This is a genomic window from Deinococcus deserti VCD115 (assembly GCF_000020685.1).
GTDB lineage: Bacteria > Deinococcota > Deinococci > Deinococcales > Deinococcaceae > Deinococcus > Deinococcus deserti.
In genome coordinates this window covers 37,943-57,182 of sequence record NC_012527.1, presented here as the reverse complement: position 1 = coordinate 57,182, position 19,240 = coordinate 37,943, and the positions used below count along the sequence as shown (strand labels likewise).

Genomic DNA, 19,240 nt, shown 5'->3' with positions numbered 1-19,240 from the left:
ACCAGGCCGCTCCGGACACCGGTACCACCGCCTGGAAGAATGTGTCTGGCACAAGCATTTTAGCGTTGTTCGGCACACTCAAGAGCAGCGTGGCGATTCCGGGCTGCAGCGTGCTGGTGACCAGCCACGTAGCAACGGTGTCGCCTCTTAACACCGCCAATAAAGTGACTGACCGCGGCCTGAGGCCGCGTCGTCGCGACTCAGGCCCGCGTGCGGGAATGCAAAAAAGGTATTCGCCCAGGCACTTACATCATGACGGCCGCGCTGCCCCGTTCCTGCTCAGGGAAGGGGCGGCGCGCCCTTTTCCGCGAGCAGCTTCTGCAACCCTGCCTCGTCCAGTACCGGCACCTTCAGCTCTGTGGCCTTCTCCAGTTTGCTGCCGGCGTCCTCCCCCGCAATCAGATAACTGGTCTTTTTCGTCACACTGCCGCTTACGCGTGCGCCGTACTGCCCCAGGTGAAGCTTAATGACGTCCCGCGGCACGCTCAGCGTTCCCGTCACCACGAACGTCAGCCCCGCGAGCTGTTCCCCGACGCGAACATCCACACTCGGCGTGGGTTGAACGCCTGCAGCCGTCAGACGGTCCAGGTACGCACACATGTCTGCGTCCCGCAGCCCCTGCACGATGCCTTCTGCCACCTGCCGGCCCACATCAGGAATCCGCGCCAGATCGTCCACCGACGCCTGCCGGATATCTTCCAGGCTCCTGTACACGCGCGCAATCCGGGTCGCCGTGCCCTCTCCGACGTACGGCAGTCCCAGGGAGCGGAACACGCGCCACAGCTCCCGCGTCTTGCTGGCTTCGATTTCCGCGACCAGCTTCTCCGCGTTTTTCCGTCCAACCCGCCGCACGCCTCCGGTGGTGGTCTCGCCCATTTCCAGGTGCTCGATCTGCTCGGCCGTGAGGGCATACAGGTCCGCGGGGTCCCGGACCAGCCCGGCGTCCACCAGCTGCTCGACAAGCCGCTCGCCGAGGCCTTTGATATCCATCACATCCCGGGAAGCGAAATACCGGACCCGCAGGGTACTCTTGGCCGGGCAGGCAGGGTTGGTGCAGAAGGTGCCCGCAGCGCCCTCGTGCCGCACGGCTTCATGACCGCACACCGGGCAGTGGGTAGGAAAGGCATACGGCGTGCTGCCTTCGGGGCGTTGCTCAAGCACGACTCCCAACACTTCCGGAATGATGCCCCCCGACTTGTGCACCCGCACGGTATCCCCCACATGCAGGTCCAGACCACGGATAAAGTCTTCGTTGTGAAGGGTGGCCCGCGCTACCGTGGTGCCCTCCAGCAGCACGGGACGCAGTTCGGCCACCGGTGTGAGCTTCCCGGTGCGCCCCGTCTGGATGGTAATGGCTTCGATGACGGTCTGGGCGACATCCGCCGGGAACTTGTACGCGACCGCCCATTTGGGCGCGCGGCTGGTGTACCCGGCGTCTTCCTGTAACCGCAGGTCGTCAAGTTTAACCACGCTGCCGTCCGCATCGAAAGGCAGTTGTGGGCGTTGCGCGGTCATTTCAGCGTGGTAGGCCGCAGCCGCCTCACTGCCCGTCACGCGGCGGGCATATTCGCTGGTGGCGAAGCCCTGAGCGCGCAGCCACTCCAGGATGTCCCACTGCGTGCGCACCGGGACCCCGTCACGTTTCCCGAGAGCGTACAGGATGACTTCCAGGCCCCGACGACGGGTTTCAGCCGGGTCCTTCTGCCTCAGGGCACCCGCCGCTCCATTGCGGGGGTTTTTTAGAAGCGGGCGGCCCTCTTCTTCTGCCTTGAGGTTATACGCGAGGAAGGTGGCCTTGCTCATGTACACCTCCCCGCGGACTTCCAGTTCTCCCTGAAGGCCGGGAAGTTGAGTAGGAATACCGGGGATACCTTCGATGTTGGCGGTGACCTTTTCGCCCACTTCTCCGTCACCCCGCGTCGCGGCCCACTGGAGGATGCCGTCGACGTAATACAGGTTGATGCTCAGCCCGTCAATCTTGAGCTCGCAGGTGTACGTGAAGGTCCGGCTTCCCGGCGGGAGATTCAGGGCGCGGGCAACCTTATCGTCAAAGTGCGCGAGTTCCGCGTCGGAGAACGCGTTGTCGAGGCTGGTCATGGGCGTGGGGTGACGGACTTTTTCGAACAGGGTACTGGGCCGGCCGCCGACAGTCTGGGCGGGTGAGGTGGGGGCAGCAAATTCAGGGTGGCGTGCTTCGAGCTCGCGGAGTTCGCGCACCAGAGCGTCGTACTCGAAGTCGGGGATGGTGGGGGCATCTTCTTCGTAGTACCGGCGGTTGTGTTCAGCGACTTTTTGCGTGAGCCAGGCGTGGCGCTCGGCGGGAGTGGAGGACTGGGTCATGGGTAGTTCCAGGGTACGAGGTCAGAGAGGCTTCGTGAACCAGAACTGGGCAGTGGCATGGAGGTCAGCACACCAGGCGGCCGTTCCTCAGACCTGAGCCCTGCTTGAGGCTGGGTGTCGGTACGCTTTCCTGCACGTCTGTCGGCCGTTCAGGCTCAGATGTGGTCTGCCCGTTGGCACACCTTCACTGGGTGTGGCAGATGTGCCCTGCGCGCCGGCAGGGTGACGGTAGGCTGAGCCTGACCAACACAAAGTCAGAACGGAGGCCAGGATGACTGGTGCACCTTTTTCACTGATGCTGCTCGTTCCGCAAGAACGGGCTGAGCTTCCCCCGGCAGCACCAGGAAGCCTTCACTGGGTCCGCAGCGTGGACGATGAGGCCGGAGAGGAATCCTGGGAAGTGTTTCAGGGCGAGCCTGAGGATCTCGAGCGTTGGCGCCGGGCGGAACGGAGGAGTGAGGACGCGCCCCTGGTGTCTGTCACACACCTCGCGTACGACCAGAAATTCGTGCCATTGCCCGGCCATGTACTGTTGCGGTGTACCTTGTCGACCTCCTTGACGGGGTGCGTCAGGCCTCCTCCCCGGTCATGGGACGTCGCACGGCAGGTGGTGGAAGCCCTGGGAGTGACCTTCGCCTGGAGTACATCTGAAGACGCGCTGAGCTTCAGGAGCGAGTGGGACCCGGTGCCGTGGGTGACGTATCACTCCACCATGATTTTCAGTGACGGCTTCCTGCGCGGGCTGCGCCTGGACCCGACGGACCTGGAAGTGTGTGGGGTGGGTAGGAATGTGTACCGCTGTATGCGTTTCGGTTCGTTCTGGATGGTGCAGTCGCCGGAAGGCCTCGGGAATGAGTCTGCGGCCCTGACATGGGATGCCATCAACGGACGGTACGCGGCGGATCAGGCGCTCGTATTCGCCTTACAGCGGGTGTCGGGCATGCATCAGGACGCCGTGCAGGCGTGGCTGGATGACGGAGCACGCAGAAGGTCGTAAACCTGCGGGAATCATGATGATCCTGACTGCGGCTGAATTTCCACGGAAGTACGGCAAAGCTGTGCCGTTATCAGGAACCGAGGTGCATGTTCTGGCCTGACGTAGCCTTTAGCTCTCCGTAGCCGGCGATCTATGCGTCGGGTTCACCTGATGCTCGTGAGCCCAGTGCGCCAGCTCGACCCGGTTATGCAGCCCCAGCTTCCCCAGCATGCTCGCCACGTGCTTGCTGACGGTCCCGGCACTGATCTGCAGCGACTGCGCGATCCGCTTGTCCGGCGCGCCGCTGCGCAGGTAAGCAAGGACCTCCAGTTCGCGTGGAGTCAGGAGAGCCGCACTTTGATCCACGTTGTGCGCCGCATCGAGGTATGCAGGGACGGTCGTGTTCGTGGCCACCATGCGCAGCATCTGAAGCAGCTCGTCTGGTGATGCTGCCGCGCCACCTTCCCATGCCCGCTCAAACGCTGAATCCCCCAGCGAGGAACGCCAGGTCTGACGGAACGACTCCAGGCTCTGTTGCTCACGGACCGACCACGCGTTGTTGTGGTGGTCCCGGAGGGCCACGCTGGCAGCCATAAACTTCACGGCGAGTTCCCCGTGGTGGTCCTCGGCCAGCCATTCAGCGACCAAGCGCAGGTGGGCCATATGGGGAGTGCCGAGCTGGAGGCGTCCACCGAGCTCCAGGGTCTCGACGGCTTCCTTCCACGCTTCCTGCTGCTCTCCCAGGGCGCGGTGCGCGGCGCCTTTCCAGCCATGAGCATGCGTGAGCCCACGCCAGTTGCCACTGGCCCGATGAAGGGCGATCGCCTGCCCCGCGAAGACCAGTCCTTCACCAGGTCGGTCAGTGGCCAGCATGATCCTGGCCAGGGCATGGGTCGCAACGCCGGCCAGCAGAGGATTAGTCTCTCTCTGTGACTGCGCCAGGTCCAGGAAAAGAGTTTCTGCTTCGGCAAAACACTCCATTCCAATCAGAGCGAAACCAAGATCATTGGTCAGAACGGGCATGAACGACTGATCATCCAGATGGTTCTGGAGATCAATGGCCGACAGGTAATGCTGCTGGGCCTGAATATAGTCCGCTTCCTCGCACGTGAGATTGCCCAACCAGTCCAAGGCACGAATCAGCAGGTGCGGCTCCAGGTCTGCGCGCGGCATCGCCACGACCCGTTGAAGCCAGAAGCAGCCCTCAGCAGAAGAACCGTGACTGTACCAGAAACGCGACAATGCTGCCGCCAGCCGTAGCGCCTGATATGTCTCCTGCTTGTCCACCCACCACGCCAGGGCAGCCGTGAAGTTTGCGTGCTCCAGCTGGACCTGAGCCAGAAAGGGTGCAGTCAGGAACCACCCGCTCGACTCATGAGCCTGATCGATCGACACGGCCTGCTCAGTAAAGTAGGCGGCCTGCCGTTCTCGCCAGATTTCCCATGTCGCGCCCCTGCCAAGTTTTTCAGCGGCAAGTTCACGCAGAGGCTGGAGCATAGCGTACCTATCCGGCGCGTGATTCATGCGGTAGACCAGGCTCTGCTCCACCAGAGATGCCAACCTCCCGCGCACGTCAGTGCACATGGTCACCGCCTGGAGCGCCTCCAGCGTGAAACTGCCGAAAAACATTCCGCAGGCCAGGAACAGCTCGCGGTCCTCTTCTTCGAGCAGCAGGAAACTCCACTCCAGCGTGCCCCGGAGCGACCGGAGCCGCTCAGGCTGATCCCGTGCCCCGTCGGCTAGCGCTTCGAGGGGGTGCCCAAGCCAGTTCAGGACTTCCGGCAGCGAGAGGGCTCTCAGGCGTGCCGCCGCCAGCTCCAGTGACAGCGGCACGCCTTCGAGCAACTTGCAGATTCGCCGAACAAGAAGGTGGGTGTGCGCGTCAGGACGCCACTGCGGATCGACCGCTTGTGCGCGTTCTAGAAAGAGCGTCATAGCCTCGTTCTGACTGCCCGTCCCGTCTTCCCAAGGCAGAGGACCGACAGGAAGTTCGTATTCGCCAGTAACGTGCAGAGCGCGCCTGCTGGTGACGATCATCGTCAGCCCGGCACTGTGCTGTAGCAACCGGGAAAGCTCCGGGCCGCATCCAAGCAGATGTTCGGCGTTATCGAGGACGACCAGCAGCGTCCGGCCATCGACGTAATCGTTGATCGCGGTGGCCGCCCCGGCCGGCCCTGGCCTGACCCCCAGCGTCAGCGCGATGGCCGGCATCACCTGTGCTGCGTCGTGGACATTGGCGAGTTCGACAAATGCTGCTCCCAGTTCGTACTCCGGGACCAGTGTCCAGACGAGCTCCTGGGCCAGCCGGGTCTTGCCAATGCCGCCTGGACCTCTCAGCGTGAGCAGCCGGACCTGGCCGCCCCGCAATAGGTCCAGCGCGAGCTCAAGCTCACGTGCCCGGCCGACGAGTCGTGTCAGTGCTCGCCCAGCCAGACCGCGCACCGGTCCTGGCAGATCGCTCATGCTTCAGTGTAATAACAGCCGCCTTATGCGGATGAAATCAGGGGATGCCGCACACGGACCGGCACGGCGTGCGGTAGGAGGTAGAGGACTGCAATCCTCTCCCTCCGCTGCCCTTCATATGCTCTACCGGGCTCAGGGCATGGCGATGAACTCATTCCATCTGACCTGACCGTCAAGTTCTGCGGTGCTGAAAGCGTTGTCGGTCGCCTGCTGACCGGCGAACGCCACGGCCGTCCGCTCGGTTGCCGGGTTGTACCAGCGCGCAGCCAGCGTCCCATCACTCAGGTGATGCGTGCGGGCCGTGCCATATCCCGCGCCATCCAGCATAGTTCCCATGTTCTGCATGCGCTCGCGGCATTCCGCTATGGACAGACCGGTGCCGGCCAGGGCCGCAAGCCGGCTGCTGAGGGCGTTGTCCTGCTGCGCCAGCACACCGCCCAGCAGCAGCGTAGTCCACACGAGGAGTCGAGATGTGCGCCGAGTCGAGTCCATCAGCATTCCTCCTTGGCAGGCGATTGCTGCCGTGTAAGCCCATATGGTCTGTGGGTATGCGCGGTGAAGTGTGATCAGTACGGGAAGTGAGTTGGGATCTCGGCCAGCAGATTTAGGTCTGGGCCTATGCCTTACGGTAGACGACAGCCGCAGTCCTCGGCATTGCCAAAATCTGGGGGTGGGGACCTTTATGACCTGCTAGAAATAGGGGCCCGCTCCCATTCTTTGTGCACTACAGGTCACGAAAGAACCGGATGGGAGTGACCAGTGTTCCCTTGCTCTTCGCAGTCGGGGCAAATCTCTATCCTGATTGCAGAGGTGTACCGGGTAAAGCACGAACTAGACCTGACCATCTTCATCTTGCTTGACAGTCCGGTGGCTTTTCATGCCATACATCGCTGTGTCCGCATGGTGCAGCAGCGTTCGTACATCGGTTCCATGCTCAGGAAACACGCTGAAACCGAGGCTCGCGGCAATATGAAGCTCCTGGCCCCCCAGGGCAATCGGCTTGCCCAGCGCCTCTGCTACACGGCTGCGGATCGCCTGCATGCCCTCGGGCGTGGCCGTCGGGATCAGGGCTGCAAATTCATCTCCACTCAGGCGTACGATCAGTTCTCCACCCCGGAAAGTGGAGCGCAGGCGCTCGGCAACAACTTTCAGGACCTGATCACCAACATCGTGTCCATAGGTGTCATTCACCTGCTTAAAGCCATCGAGGTCCATAAAGATGACGCTCAGGGGTTGAGGCGGCGTCACTTCCCCGGCAGCCGCAAGCGCTGAGTCCAGTTCCTGCTCGAAATAACGCCGATTGGGAAGTCCGGTCAACGCATCGGTATACGCCAGCTGCTCGAAGGTTCTGGCATGAACGACAGTTGCCTCATGACGTGCCGTCAGGCGGACCACAACTCCAGCCAGCATGAGACAGGTCAGGTTGGCCAGGTTCAACTGCACCAGGGCATTCAGGACATGCAGGTCCGATGTGCCCCAGGAGGCGGCGGCATAGATGACTGAGATCATGATCATCAAGGCCATAAAGCTCACGCTGACGGCCTGGCCCAGACGTGCCTGAGGAGTGATGAAAGCAAACAGGAAAATGGCCGGAGTCCAGAAGAAGCTCTCGTTCAGCTCAGATGGCAGGTCTGTTGGATTTCTCGAGAAAAACAGCAGGTAAGCCAACTTAAGCAGAAAAAACGCACTGAACCCCAACAAGGTGCTCCGCGTCACCAGCGTATATGCCTGCGGCCGGATAAGCAGCAGACCTTCAAGAAGCAGCACGCCGGCCAGAATCAGCGGATACGCAAGTTCGTCGAACGGGTCGTAACGAAGGTCGGACCGTTCCACGAAATAGGCGACCAAGGTCGCCAATGCGGCAATAGGGAGCGTGACCCTGACAGTCTGGAGGTGATCCGCTGAGGGGCTGTGTCCATGCGGAGCCGCGCCGTCTGTGCGCAATTGAGCCATGATTACGTGACGCTCATTTCACATGCTATTGTGGGCGCCCTCTTCTGACGCTCACCTCACAGGAGGCTGACTAAAGCGGCAAGACGGGGTCTGCGAACAGTCCCATTTGACACCCTCTCAGGGCACTTTCAACCACATGAATTTTTCCCTGCGCTGCACACGCGGTCCTCATGATCTCTGTTCAGGTCAGCCTCGTCACCGTGCAGACTCTAAATAAGGTCCGCCTGCACCAGATAGAGATGCAGGCGGACCTTACGTTATGAAGGTACGTCCTCAGACGTCCGGCCAGAGTGTAGACATTTGGCGAAAAAAAATTGTTACCCAGAGTACAGGCTCTGCTTCTCCTGCTTTAGCTTCCAGCACATCTCATGACAGGCAGAACTCCCCTACATTCCACCTGCTCAGCCGGTGAGCGCCACACTCCTTAAATCTCACGTGTCACTGGACGGCAACGTGAAATGAAAGGTGGTCCCCTCCCCTACCACTGAAGTCAACCAGATGCGGCCGTCGTGTTCTTCGATAATTTTTCGCACGATAGCTAGGCCAAGTCCACTGCCAGGGAACTCGCTTTTCCCATGGAGTTGCTGAAAGAGAGCAAACACCCGCTCGTAGTACTCTTCCGAAATTCCAATGCCGTTGTCACGTACCTGGAACAGCACATATCTTCCGTCCCTGGTGGCATCTATCATCACTTCCGGGACGCGTCCCTCAGGCTGAAACTTCAACGCGTTGCCCACCAGGTTCTGGAAAACCTGTCTGAGCTGCGACTCGTCAGCCTGAACCGGCATCAGGTCGCCGACCCTGATCTGGGCGCCCCGCTCCTGAATACTGGCGGTCAGGCCTCCCAGCACCTCCTGAACCACCCGCTGCGGCTCAACTCTTGTGATGTTCCGCTGTCGCCCCACCCGCGCATAGGCCAGGAGATCATCAATCAACGTGTCCATACGAGCGGCGGCTTCAGTAGCAAAGCCCATGTACCGCATGGATCTCTCGTCGAGTTGACCAGTGAGACGCCGTTCAATGAGCTCCAGGTAACTCCTGATGGTACGCAGGGGCGACTTCAGGTCGTGGGACGCGACGGCCGCAAAATGTTCTAGGTCAGCGTTGCTGCGCTGGAGCTCGACATTCACCCGCTGAAGTTCCTGTTCGGCCTGTCGCCGCGCCGTGACGTCCTGCATGGCAATCACGGCGCCAAGTTTTTCTCCGGTCAGGCTGTACATGGGGTTCCCGTTCGCATTGATCCATCGTCTCGGGCCATTTTTCGGCGCTATGACCATCCCCTGGTCCCGGACCCGCTGGCCCTGAAATGCGCGGAAGAGAGGAATCTCCTCGGTGGGCAGGGGAGTCACGCCGTCCTCGCGGTAAAGGTCAAAGCGCTCGGCCCAGGCAGCCGGCGGAAGAGGCTCCGGGCCCAGACCGTGAAACGCCCGCGTGACATCATTAAAGACCGTGAGATGGCCCTGAGCGTCACAGGCAACGATGCCCTCGGTCAGGCTTTCAAGCAACGTTCTGAGGAAGCCCTGATCCTGCTCGAGAGCCTGTGTTCGCATATCAAGCTCAGCCTTCTGGGCTTCGAGTTGTGCCGTCTGCTCCCGGCGCTCCAGTGCCAGAGCAAAGCTGCGTCCTACTGCCCTGAAGATTGCCTTGTCCCGGGGCGTCCAGGTCCGCTGGCTGAACGAAGCCATATTGAGCAGTCCGTGAGCCTGACCGTCTATGAAGAAGGGATACAGTGCTCCGGCGCCATACATCCTGAAGCCCCCGAGCTGTTCACCCTGCGCGTCCCACTCTTCCATGTAAAACGCCTGCTGATCCTGCACAACCTGCGCAAAGCTGGGCTGGTCCAGCGGCACGCCCCCGCGGATCATAGCCAGCGCGACTTCAGGAATATCCTCGGACCATGTCACGGCCTTCCAGAGCATGTCGTGACGTTCGTAATAGGCCACACTGACCGGCCCGATGGTCGCCCGCAAGACATCTACAGCATGCCGGGTCAGTTCCGCCAGTCCCGTTGCAGCCGCGGCCAGCTCCGTAAACCGCACAAATGCATCCAGGGCTGCTCGCTGCTCCTCAAGCGCATGGGTGCGTTCTGCAACGCGCCGCTCCAACTCCTCCCCATGCTCGCGCAAGGTCCGCTGAGCCGCCTTGTGCAGGGTTAAGTCCTGCACGTAGCCCACCACGAATGTCTCGTCGTGCTGCTCGTAGCGGGTCAGCACCAGTCCCACCGGGACGCGGCGTCCATATCGGTCGAGCATCTCTTTCTCGTAGGGTCGGGAGACGCCGGATTCAAACGCCTGCCGAAAGGCATTCTCATCGGCGCTCCGGTACTCGGGGGGAGTCAGTGCGGCCCAGTTCACCAGGCCTGCATCAAAGTCCTCGAGCGTGAACCCCAGCATCTCCAGGTAGGCCGCGTTGGGAAATCTGAGGGTTCCATCTATGGACCCGACTGCGATCCCAGTTGGACTGGAGCCGACCAGCTGACGGAAACGCTCCTCGCTCGCCCGCAACAGGTCCTCGGCCTTCTTCTGCTCGCTGATATCGTTCAGGATGGCAACGACGTACTGTGTGGCCCCTGCTTCATCCCGCACCGCAGAAACGGTGACTTTCGTCCAGACCAGCTGGCCATCCTTGCGGACGTACCGCTTTTCCTGGGAAAAAGCGTCAACTTCTCCTGCAACGAGACGCCGAAATGGTCTGGTTCCTTCAGGGCCACGGTCGTCAGGATGCGTTACATCCAGCAGCGTCCGGCCAAGCAGTTCTTCGCGGGTGTACCCCAGCAGCGCTTCCCCTGCGGGGTTGATATCCAGCCAACGCCCATCTGGCAAGACACGGGCCACCCCAACGGCAGCGTACTCGACCAGAACCCGGTAACGCTCCTCGCGGTCGCGCAGTTCCTGCTCGGCGCGGACCCGCTCGGTGATGTCGGTATGTACCCCTGTCCACTCCCGGACACTGCCGTCCTGACCCAGGGCAGGCACCACGCGCACGTGAAAGTGCCTGTAGCTTCCATCTGCGACCCGAACGCGCTGATTGATCTCGTATGGGGATGCAGAGGCGACGGCCTGATGCCACGCGGCGACCGAGCGTTCCTGATCATCAGGGTGCAGGACTGCTGCCCAGCCAAATCCCTCATACTCTTCGCGCGTCTGACCGGTCAGCCGTGCCCAACCCGGCTGATCGCCAAGGAGACGTCCATCCGGAGTGTTGGTCCACACCGTCTGACGGGTTGCGTCGACCAGTGAACGGTAGCGCTCTTCGCCTGTGCGCACCGTCGCGTAGCGCCTGGCATTGTCCAGCGCCAGCGCCGCACGCTCGGACAGCTGCCGGGCAAGCTCGAGGTCATCGTGCACGAAGGTCCGGGACGGGTGCGTGGTCGCCACCCCCAGAACTCCGGTGCGCCGACCACGCACAGTCATCGGGACCAGAATCAGCGAGTGAAAACCTAAATTACGCATGGCATCGCGATGCACTTCTGTGGGAAGTGATTCCACCATGGCAGCGGGAATCACCGGTATCAGTACTGATTCTCCGGTGCGCACGACCCAGCCACTGGTCCCGTAAATTTCCGGATCAGACGGAAAGTGGTTGAGGAGAGAGCGGAGCAACTCCTCTTTCTGCGCATCCTTGTGAGCGACCACGACCGGGCATATTCGCCCGGTGTCGTCGGGCTGGTAGACCGCGCACCAGTCTGCGACGTGCTCGATGGCCAGCGAAGTAATGCGCTGCAGCGTCTCCTGGACGTCAAGTGATGCAGACAGCAGGGAACTGGCGTTGGCCAGCAGTGTGGCGCGTTCGCGAGCCAGCAGGTCAGCGTCATAGCGGCGCGCACGTTCCAAGGCTCGGGCACACAGCGCGGCCAGCTCAAGCATGAAGTCCCGCCGGTCTGCGGCAATGTCCTGCTCGTCCCGAAAGGACAATGAAAGGACCGAGGGAACGCCCTGCTCACTGAGAAGTGGAAGGACAGCGATAGCGCGGGTCTCAGGCAGCAGCAGGGGCACGATGGCAGGAAACCGCTGCGGAAGCTCCGACACAGTCACGAAGACAGCGTCCCTGTTCTCGACCGCCTGCACTACGGGATAACCCGACTCCGTGGGAAACGGCTGCCAGGTATCCTCCACCTGAGTGCCATAGCCGAATGATCCCTCCATATAAAGCATGTGCTTGTCCAGCACCCGAATCAGCGTACCGCCATAGGCTCCCAGGATCGGCCCCGCCTGCTCGAGGATGACGCGGCTCACGTCGTTGCCCGTCAAGGCCGTAGCAAGCGAATGGCCCAGTTTCGCAAGCTGGCAGCTGTGCTCTGGAGTCTGCCAGGTATCTTTATGCGCCAGGGCGAACGTCGCGATCAATCCGGTAATGCCTGCGGGTGTCTCGGCAACGGGATAGGCAATGGTTGACAACAGCTGGTGCGGATTCTGGCTGGTCGGGAAAGTCAGCTCCTTCTGCGAAGACCCCCCTTGCAGTACCTGGTCATAGGCCTCAAGGACATGAGCAGGAAGAGGGCCGAAGACTTCTGCAAGGGGTCTGCCCACGAACGCATGGAGTGGTTGGCCAATCAGTGCTGCCAGCGCCGGATTGCCCGACACAATCTGGAGGGACCGGTCAAGGACGCCCATTGCGCAGGAAGAATGGGTAAAAACAGCCTCAAACAGGCCAGGTGGGGCAGTGAACGCTTCTCCAATCAATTCTTCCTGCGGGCGGGACACCCGTAGATTGTAATGGGTGTAACTGCCTCAACCGCGCAGGCGTGTGCTGATCCCGCAGCAGAGCCACCGCACTGGTGAGCCGGTGATGGCATGTAAACGGCACTGCTATCAGGAAGAGTACGCAGCCTCAGCTTCAGCAATGAATGGATCGTCCTTTCCGGGGTTTCATTCACTACTCCTGACCTCTGGTGCAGGCTCTTAGCTGAGCCGCCCTGGCGCTGATTTCATTTCAGGCGCTGGAATCCGCCCACATGCTTTTGGCTGAGGAGCGGAAGACAATAACTGAAATCCCGAATCACCTGTAGCATGCTGAGACATGTCGAAGTACCCAGCCATCAAAGCCTCACTAAAAGAACGCCTGCTGGGGAGCGAGTACCTCGATGGCCACGCCCTGCCCAGCGAACCGCAACTGGCCCGCGAGTTCGATGTCTCGCGCATGACGGTCAGGCGGGCCATTGACGAACTGGAACGCGAAGGATACGTCTACCGCGTTCAGGGAGCCGGTACGTTCTCCACAGGGAAACGGTTTCAGCAGGGCGGCTTCATGGTTTCCCCGTTTGCGGACTGGTCGGCCCACCCCAGCAAACGCACACAGGTCATTGGTGCCGGCCTGTTTCCGGCAACACCTGAAATCGCGGGAGTGCTGAACCTTGCAGTAGGTGACGACTTTGCGTTCGTGCACCGCCTGCGCTGGGACGGTGAGACGCCCATCGTGATCGAGAAGCGCTATATCGACGCCCAGGCCTTACCGGACCTGCTGTCGCACGACCTGACGCGGGTCAGCGTGCACGACCTGCTGGCTCGCCGCGCCGAGGTCCCGCTGACCCGGGTGGATCAGTACCTGGAGGCAGTGAATTTGCGTCCCGAAGAAGCCAGTCTGCTACAGGTGCAGCCCGGTACGGCGGCACTCCTGATGCGCCGGACCACTTTCAGCGGCGAGCGCCGCGTCAGTTACGTGATGTACTGGGTCAGAAGCGACCGTTTCAAGTTCGAGTCCACTTTCGAACCCTGAGCCACGAAGAAAGCACCGGACGCCGCCTTAGCTCGGCGGCGTCCGGTGCTTGTGATTGACCGTCACAGGCCTGACCTCCTCCACAAGCTGAGCGCAGGTCGGCTGAGGGCAGATTTGTAAACCAAAGCCGCCTGGCAGAGCTGGGCCGTACGGCGGCCAGCCCGACCAGCGGCGGTCAGAACCTGCGGCGCGTACAGCTGGCCGGAGCATCCAGCCAGCTGTCGCTTATCCACATCTTTTAACCATCAGGGATGTCGCAGCAGCATATCTAGGCTGTCCCGAGGAATCCAGGAGAGGCAAGGCCCAGGGTGACCTTCAGGCCTGATCTCCAGCCCTTTCTAGTCCTCCAGGTAATCCCGCAGGCTGCCGCGCTTGCTCTGCTCGTACTTGATTTTCCGCAGCGCCTTGTTCTCGATCTGGCGGATGCGTTCGCGCGTGACCCCAAAATGCTTGCCCACTTCTTCCAGGGTGTGCTCCCGGCCATCCTCCAGCCCATTGCGCAGCCGGATCACCAGGGCTTCCCGCGGTTCGAGGGTCGCCAGAGTCCGGTCGAGGGCCTCACTCATCAGCACACTGCTCACGCGGCTCAGCGGCGACTCGCGCCGGTCGTCCGGAAGGAAGTCGGCGATTGACGAGTCTCCTTCGTCCCCCACCGGGGTGGCCAGGCTGATGGTATCGCGCGTCAGACGAAGGGTCTCTTCGACCTTGACCTCGTCCCATCCGGGGCCCATCGCTTCGGCAGTCTCTGCGTGGCTGGGCTCGCGGCTCAGTTCCATCTGCAGTTGCCGCGTCGTGCGGTTGAGTTTATTGATGGTCTCGACCATGTGCACCGGGATACGGATGTTCCTGGCCTGATCGGCAATCGCCCGGTTGACCGCCTGCCGGATCCACCAAGTGGCGTAGGTGGAAAACTTGAACCCGCGCCGGTACTCGAACTTTTCCGCACCACGGATCAGGCCCTGATTTCCTTCCTGGATCAGGTCCAGCAGGCCCATCCCCCGGTTGGCATACTTTTTGGCGATGCTGACCACCAGACGGAGGTTCGCCTCGATCAGCTGCTGTTTGGCGTGTTCGCCGTCTTCAACGGTTCGCTGGAGCCGGCGCCGTTCGCGTTCGCCCAGCTCGTGCTCCGTCTCAAGCTGAGTGCGTGCTTCCTGGCCCGCTTCCATGCGGCGGGCCAGATCAATCTCCTCCGTCACCGTCAGCAGGGGCACCCGGCCGATCTCATGCAGGTACTGCCGCACCGGGTCATTGCTGACGATCACCGGGTGATCAACAAGTTCAGACCAGGTCTCTTCACTGGGTGAGTCCTCGGCTTCGGCGGCCGGCTCTTCTCCAGTAAGTTCCTCTTCAGGCTCATCGAGGCTTTCAAGGTCCTCAGCAGGGTCGAGATGATCCAGAAAAGGATCATCCTGGACTTCAGGAGTCATGACAGCGACTCCACCAGCCTCATTTTCTCCAGGGGCATGGGCGACGGCGCGGGCTGGTGCGCGGGGACGGGAACGGGCGGGACGCGTCATACGTCCCTCATGTAGTGCGAAGGGACACCGATCATCGCCTCCACCCTACCCCGAGAGGCGGCCCTGTACTGAGGGGTGGTTCTCAAAGCGCTGCCAGCCGTGTCGTCAGGAAGCCACGACCCATCATGTGCGGCGGCTGTGCCGGGCTACTGGAGAAGCCCGGCACGGGTCGGCCGGACCGGCTTACCAATCACGCGGCACTGACTCCAGAAGCCCACCAGGGCTTCGATCTGCTTCAGGAAGACGGGATAGGTGTCTGCTTTTACGACATATGCGCTGGCGCGCATGCCATACGCCCGCTCTACGTCCTGCGGCGCGCAGGATGCCGACAGCATGACTACGGGAACGGGGGCGAGCTCCGGGTCCGCTTTCAGCGCTGCAAGGACCTCAAAGCCGTCCAGACCGGGCATGTTGATGTCCAGCACAACAAGATCCAAACGCGGACCTTGAGGATCGCGCAAGCGGGCCAGGGCCTCATGGCCTGACCGGCAGGTTGTAAGAATGAGAACGTCGGAGTACCCCTGAAGGGCTTCACGTGCCAGGAACATGTCTGCCGGATTGTCGTCCACAAGCAGGAGATGAAGTTGAGGGGGCATGACCCCTTTATTATGGTCTTCATTCTGGTACTGGATGGTTACGCCGTGCAGAAGGACCTGACTTTGATTCCCTTGACGGCCTGAAGCGCGGCAGCCACGCAGAAGACCGTCCACGATCCAACGTTATTCGAAGAAGGATCAGGGCTTTGGTGCCATTGTGGCCCTGCTGCCTCCACCGTCTTCAGGACGATGCGGAAACGCAGTCCCGTCAGCGATGCAACCTGAGTGGAATGAAGCTCAGCCACTACCGGTTGGAGAAAGAAGGACTCAAGGTGTCTGGATAGGTTCGGGGGCAGTCTTCCTCTCGCCTGGCAAGGAGCCTGACTGCGTCATCAGGCTGGCTGCGTGACCTACAATGCCCTGTGGTTGTATGACCGTCTCAAATTCCCAGGGTAACGACCTGCTGACCAGCGACCTGCTCTCGGTCGCGCTGGATGCGTTTATCGGCATTGATCAGCATGGCCGGGTGATCGAGTGGAATCCTGCGGCAGAGCGGACGTTCGGTTATACACGTCAGGAAGCGCTGGGCCAGGCGATGAATGAGCTCATCATTCCACCCGCTTTCCAGGCGGCCCATCAGCACGGCATGGCCCGGTATCTGGAAACAGGATTAGCGAAAGTGCTGTATCAGCGTCTGCGGCTTGAGGCGCAGCGCCGTGATGGCGAGATCTTTCCCTGCGAACTGGTCATCCATGAAGTCCAGATCCAGGGTGCAAGATCATTCATTGCGTCACTGCGCGACCTGACCGAACAGGTACGCGCGGAAACAGCACTTCGCAAGCGTGAGGCAGACCACCGGACCCTTATCGAGAACACAGCCGTGGGGGTCGCGCGCGTTGACATCGAGGGCCGTTGGCTGGAGGTCAATCCAGCAATCGAGCGCTTCCTTGGATATAGCGAGGCTGAACTGCGGGGCCTGACATTCAGAGATGTCAGCCACCCGGACGACCTGAGTCAGCACAATGTGGGCCTCTTTTCGAGGCTCGTCAACGGTGAGGGCGGTACGTTTACCCTGGAGAAGCGGTACATCCGCAAAGACGGCGTGGTGGTCTGGGGCAGTGTGACGGTCTCTCCAGTGGTCGATCCGGTGACCGGATACCGGTCAACGGTGGCGGTCATTCATGACATCACCGACCGCAAACGCGCCGAGGAGTACACCGAGCGGCTGCACCGGGTCACTGCTGACCTTGCACGTGCACTGACGCCGGAGGCTGTGCTGGACGTCACTCTGGCGGAAGTGATGCCAGCTATGGGCGCCGCTGCTGGAGGGGCTTTGCTGATCGACGACTCTGAAGATTATCTGGAGGCGCTCGGTCATGCCGGATATAGCGAGGAAATGGAACGCCGGTTCAGCCGGGTTCCGCTGACCATGTCCCTCCCTGTTACAGACACTGCCCGCACCGGCGAGCCCTATTTTCTGACCAGTCAGGAGCTCCTGGAACGCTACCCGCACCTCGCGGGGCAGCGTGAACAGTTCAGGAGCGGAGCCGGGCTGCCCCTGCGTGTCGGTGACCAGATCACAGGTGTTCTGGTGCTCAGTTTCAGTGACGACCGGCTCTTCAGCGGCGCCGACCAGACATTCATGACGTCCGTGGCAGACCAGTGTGCACAGGCTATCGAGCGCGCGCGGCTGTACGAGGTTTCGCGCATTAGCGTTCAGCGGTACCGCTCGCTGGTGGAAACCACCAGCCGGATTGTCTGGACCCGTTCGCCTGAGGGCACCTTTGATCACGATCAACCGCAGTGGACAGCGTTCACCGGCCAGCGGAGCCCCGAGCTGCTGGGCATGGGCTGGCTGGACGCCGTCCATCCGGAGGACCGTGCACGAACTGCGGACAGCTGGCAAAACGCTGTCAGCAGCGGCACGCCCTATGAGACCAAGTACCGCCTGCGCCGGGCGGACGGGATGTTCCGGCACATGCATGTGCGCGCCATTCCCCTCCGCGACGACGACGGTACGCTGCGCGAGTGGATTGGGGTCCACACGGACATCACCGAGCGCCTGGAAGCAGAACTGGCGCTGCGCGAAAGCCAGGGACGACTCCGGTTTGCCCTGGAAGCCGCCCAGCTTGGGGACTGGGAGATGAGCCTGCACGATCATTCGTTCAGACAGTCTCCCCGGCACGACGAGATCTTTGGCTATCCGCAGGGGCGTCCCCACTGGACCTACGAAACCTTTCTGGAGCATGTCCTTCCCGAGGACCGTGAGGATGTGAACCGCAAATTCACCTGGGCCATGGAACAGGAAGAGGCCTGGGATATTGAGTGCCGCATCCGCCGCGCAGATGGTGAGGTGCGCTGGATCTGGACGCGCGGCCAGGCTCAAAAGCAACCGCACGGCAGAGCCCGCCATATGCTGGGCATCGTCGGTGACATCACTGTTCTGAAACGCGCTGAGGCTGAGGTGCGTGCGCTGAATGTGACGCTCGAGCAGCGTGTCCGGGAGCGCACCCAGGAACTGGAGCGGTCCAACCGCGACCTGGAACAGTTTGCCTATGTCGCGTCGCATGACCTGCAGGAACCGCTGCGCACGGTCACGAGCTATACCGAACTCCTGGCCCGCCGCTACGGGGGCCAGCTTGACGAAAAAGCCGAGAAGTACATGACATTTACCGTGGCCGCCGCACGGCGTATGGGGCAACTGGTGCAGGACCTGCTTGATTTTTCGCGGGTACGCGCCGAAAATCATCAGGTTTCGAGGCTCGACCCCAATGAAGTGATGGTTACGCTGATCCGCGACCTGGAGGAGACCATTGAAGCCAATGGAGCGGCCGTCAGCTGGGACAACCTGCCTGCAGTGCACGCCGACGCGGTGCAGTTCCGTCAGCTGCTTCAGAACCTGATCGGCAACGGCCTCAAATTCCACCGGGACGGCGTGGCGCCGGCGGTCCATGTCAGTGCCCGGATTGAGGGCCAGTCCGCACATTTTCAGGTTCAGGACAATGGCATCGGAATTGAGCGGCAATATTTCGACCGGATCTTTGCAGTGTTTCAGCGGCTGCACACCCGGGACCGCTACCAGGGAACAGGTGTAGGCCTCGCCCTCTGCAAGCGGATTGTCGAGCGCCATGGTGGACAGATCTGGCTCGACAGCGTCCCGGGTGAGGGCACCACATTCCATTTCACGCTTCAGCTGCCCCTCACAGAAACGGAGGCTGCTGGTGTTTAACGTCCTGATGGTGGAAGACAACGCTGCAGATGTCGTCCTCATGGAAGTCGCGCTGGAGGAGTTTCGCCCGAACGTCACCCTCTATGTGGTCAACGACGGGGTGGAAGCTCTGCAGTTCGTGCGAGGGGAGGGCCTGTATGCAGACGCGCCCCGCCCGCATCTGATACTGCTTGACGGCAATACACCGCGCAAAAGTGCGGTGGAAGTACTGAATGAAGTGCGGCATGACGCAGGCACACTGGACCTGCCGGTGGTGGTCTTCAGCAGCTCCAGTGTGCCCGCCGATGTCGAACGCAGTCTGCAGGCGGGCGCCAACGCCTATCTGACCAAGCCTGTGGGCCTGAGCGAATTTACGGATGCAGTGCACTCCACCCTTGATTTCTGGTGGAGCAAGCTCAACCTCTCGGATACCTGAATCCAGGGACAACCGGAATTTGTCATGGACGCAGTCTCAGCGCCGCTTCAGCATGGCGAGCCATCAGCCCACGAGATCGTGGCCGACCCGGTA

At 61.4% G+C, this 19,240-nt stretch carries 11 protein-coding genes; 4 read left to right on the top strand and 7 right to left on the bottom strand.

Going from position 1 to position 19,240, the window contains the following annotated elements:
• Positions 1-279: 279 nt before the first annotated feature.
• Positions 280-2,340 carry an NAD-dependent DNA ligase LigA gene (ligA, locus tag DEIDE_RS13625; RefSeq protein WP_012694550.1) on the bottom strand — a complete coding sequence of 687 codons (2,061 nt, stop codon included), beginning with the start codon at positions 2,338-2,340 and terminating at the stop codon, positions 280-282.
• 271 nt (positions 2,341-2,611) lie between these two features.
• On the opposite strand from ligA, the gene DEIDE_RS19130 reads away from it, so the two are divergent.
• Entirely contained in the window at positions 2,612-3,337 is a 726-nt protein-coding gene (locus DEIDE_RS19130; protein WP_162485632.1) for a hypothetical protein, read from the top strand.
• 108 nt (positions 3,338-3,445) lie between these two features.
• Here the strand turns inward: DEIDE_RS19130 and DEIDE_RS13615 are convergent, their stop codons facing one another.
• From DEIDE_RS13615 to DEIDE_RS18125, 4 genes are all read right to left on the bottom strand, one after another.
• Positions 3,446-5,779, bottom strand: coding sequence for a helix-turn-helix transcriptional regulator (locus DEIDE_RS13615; RefSeq protein ID WP_041227666.1), 2,334 nt, complete (start codon positions 5,777-5,779; stop codon positions 3,446-3,448).
• Positions 5,780-5,911: 132 nt separating this feature from the next.
• Positions 5,912-6,271, bottom strand: coding sequence for a hypothetical protein (locus DEIDE_RS13610; RefSeq protein WP_242402999.1), 360 nt, complete (start codon positions 6,269-6,271; stop codon positions 5,912-5,914).
• Between the two features lie 339 nt (positions 6,272-6,610).
• Positions 6,611-7,732 (bottom strand): GGDEF domain-containing protein, encoded by a 1,122-nt coding sequence (locus tag DEIDE_RS13605; RefSeq protein ID WP_012694546.1) that lies wholly within the window; start codon positions 7,730-7,732, stop codon positions 6,611-6,613.
• A gap of 431 nt (positions 7,733-8,163) precedes the next feature.
• A complete protein-coding gene (locus DEIDE_RS18125; protein ID WP_162485631.1) occupies positions 8,164-12,435 on the bottom strand; it encodes a PAS domain S-box protein in 4,272 nt (1,423 codons plus the stop codon).
• 316 nt (positions 12,436-12,751) lie between these two features.
• Between DEIDE_RS18125 and DEIDE_RS13595 the strand changes: the two genes are divergently transcribed.
• Positions 12,752-13,447: a GntR family transcriptional regulator gene (locus tag DEIDE_RS13595; RefSeq protein WP_012694544.1), complete on the top strand. Its 696-nt coding sequence runs from the start codon at positions 12,752-12,754 to the stop codon at positions 13,445-13,447.
• A gap of 338 nt (positions 13,448-13,785) precedes the next feature.
• Here DEIDE_RS13595 and DEIDE_RS13590 read toward each other — a convergent pair whose 3' ends face one another.
• Entirely contained in the window at positions 13,786-14,967 is a 1,182-nt protein-coding gene (locus DEIDE_RS13590; RefSeq protein ID WP_162485630.1) for an RNA polymerase sigma factor, read from the bottom strand.
• A 146-nt stretch (positions 14,968-15,113) separates the two neighbouring features.
• Complete coding sequence (locus DEIDE_RS13585) at positions 15,114-15,677, bottom strand: response regulator (RefSeq protein WP_242402998.1); 564 nt, start codon at positions 15,675-15,677, stop codon at positions 15,114-15,116.
• A 256-nt stretch (positions 15,678-15,933) separates the two neighbouring features.
• Between DEIDE_RS13585 and DEIDE_RS18120 the strand changes: the two genes are divergently transcribed.
• Positions 15,934-18,732, top strand: coding sequence for a PAS domain S-box protein (locus DEIDE_RS18120; protein WP_012694541.1), 2,799 nt, complete (start codon positions 15,934-15,936; stop codon positions 18,730-18,732).
• Entirely contained in the window at positions 18,725-19,147 is a 423-nt protein-coding gene (locus DEIDE_RS13575; RefSeq protein ID WP_012694540.1) for a response regulator, read from the top strand. Before DEIDE_RS18120 ends, DEIDE_RS13575 begins: the two co-directional genes overlap by 8 nt.
• Positions 19,148-19,240: the final 93 nt, after the last annotated feature.

Excerpts from the sequence above, each read along its gene's own strand:
- ligA (WP_012694550.1), bottom strand. The coding sequence starts at position 2,340 with ATGACCCAGTCCTCCACTCCCGCCGAGCGCCACGCCTGGCTCACGCAA.
- DEIDE_RS19130 (WP_162485632.1), top strand. The coding sequence starts at position 2,612 with ATGACTGGTGCACCTTTTTCACTGATGCTGCTCGTTCCGCAAGAACGG.
- DEIDE_RS13615 (WP_041227666.1), bottom strand. The coding sequence starts at position 5,779 with ATGAGCGATCTGCCAGGACCGGTGCGCGGTCTGGCTGGGCGAGCACTG.
- DEIDE_RS13610 (WP_242402999.1), bottom strand. The coding sequence starts at position 6,271 with ATGGACTCGACTCGGCGCACATCTCGACTCCTCGTGTGGACTACGCTG.
- DEIDE_RS13605 (WP_012694546.1), bottom strand. The coding sequence starts at position 7,732 with ATGGCTCAATTGCGCACAGACGGCGCGGCTCCGCATGGACACAGCCCC.
- DEIDE_RS13595 (WP_012694544.1), top strand. The coding sequence starts at position 12,752 with ATGTCGAAGTACCCAGCCATCAAAGCCTCACTAAAAGAACGCCTGCTG.
- DEIDE_RS13590 (WP_162485630.1), bottom strand. The coding sequence starts at position 14,967 with ATGACGCGTCCCGCCCGTTCCCGTCCCCGCGCACCAGCCCGCGCCGTC.
- DEIDE_RS18120 (WP_012694541.1), top strand. The coding sequence starts at position 15,934 with ATGACCGTCTCAAATTCCCAGGGTAACGACCTGCTGACCAGCGACCTG.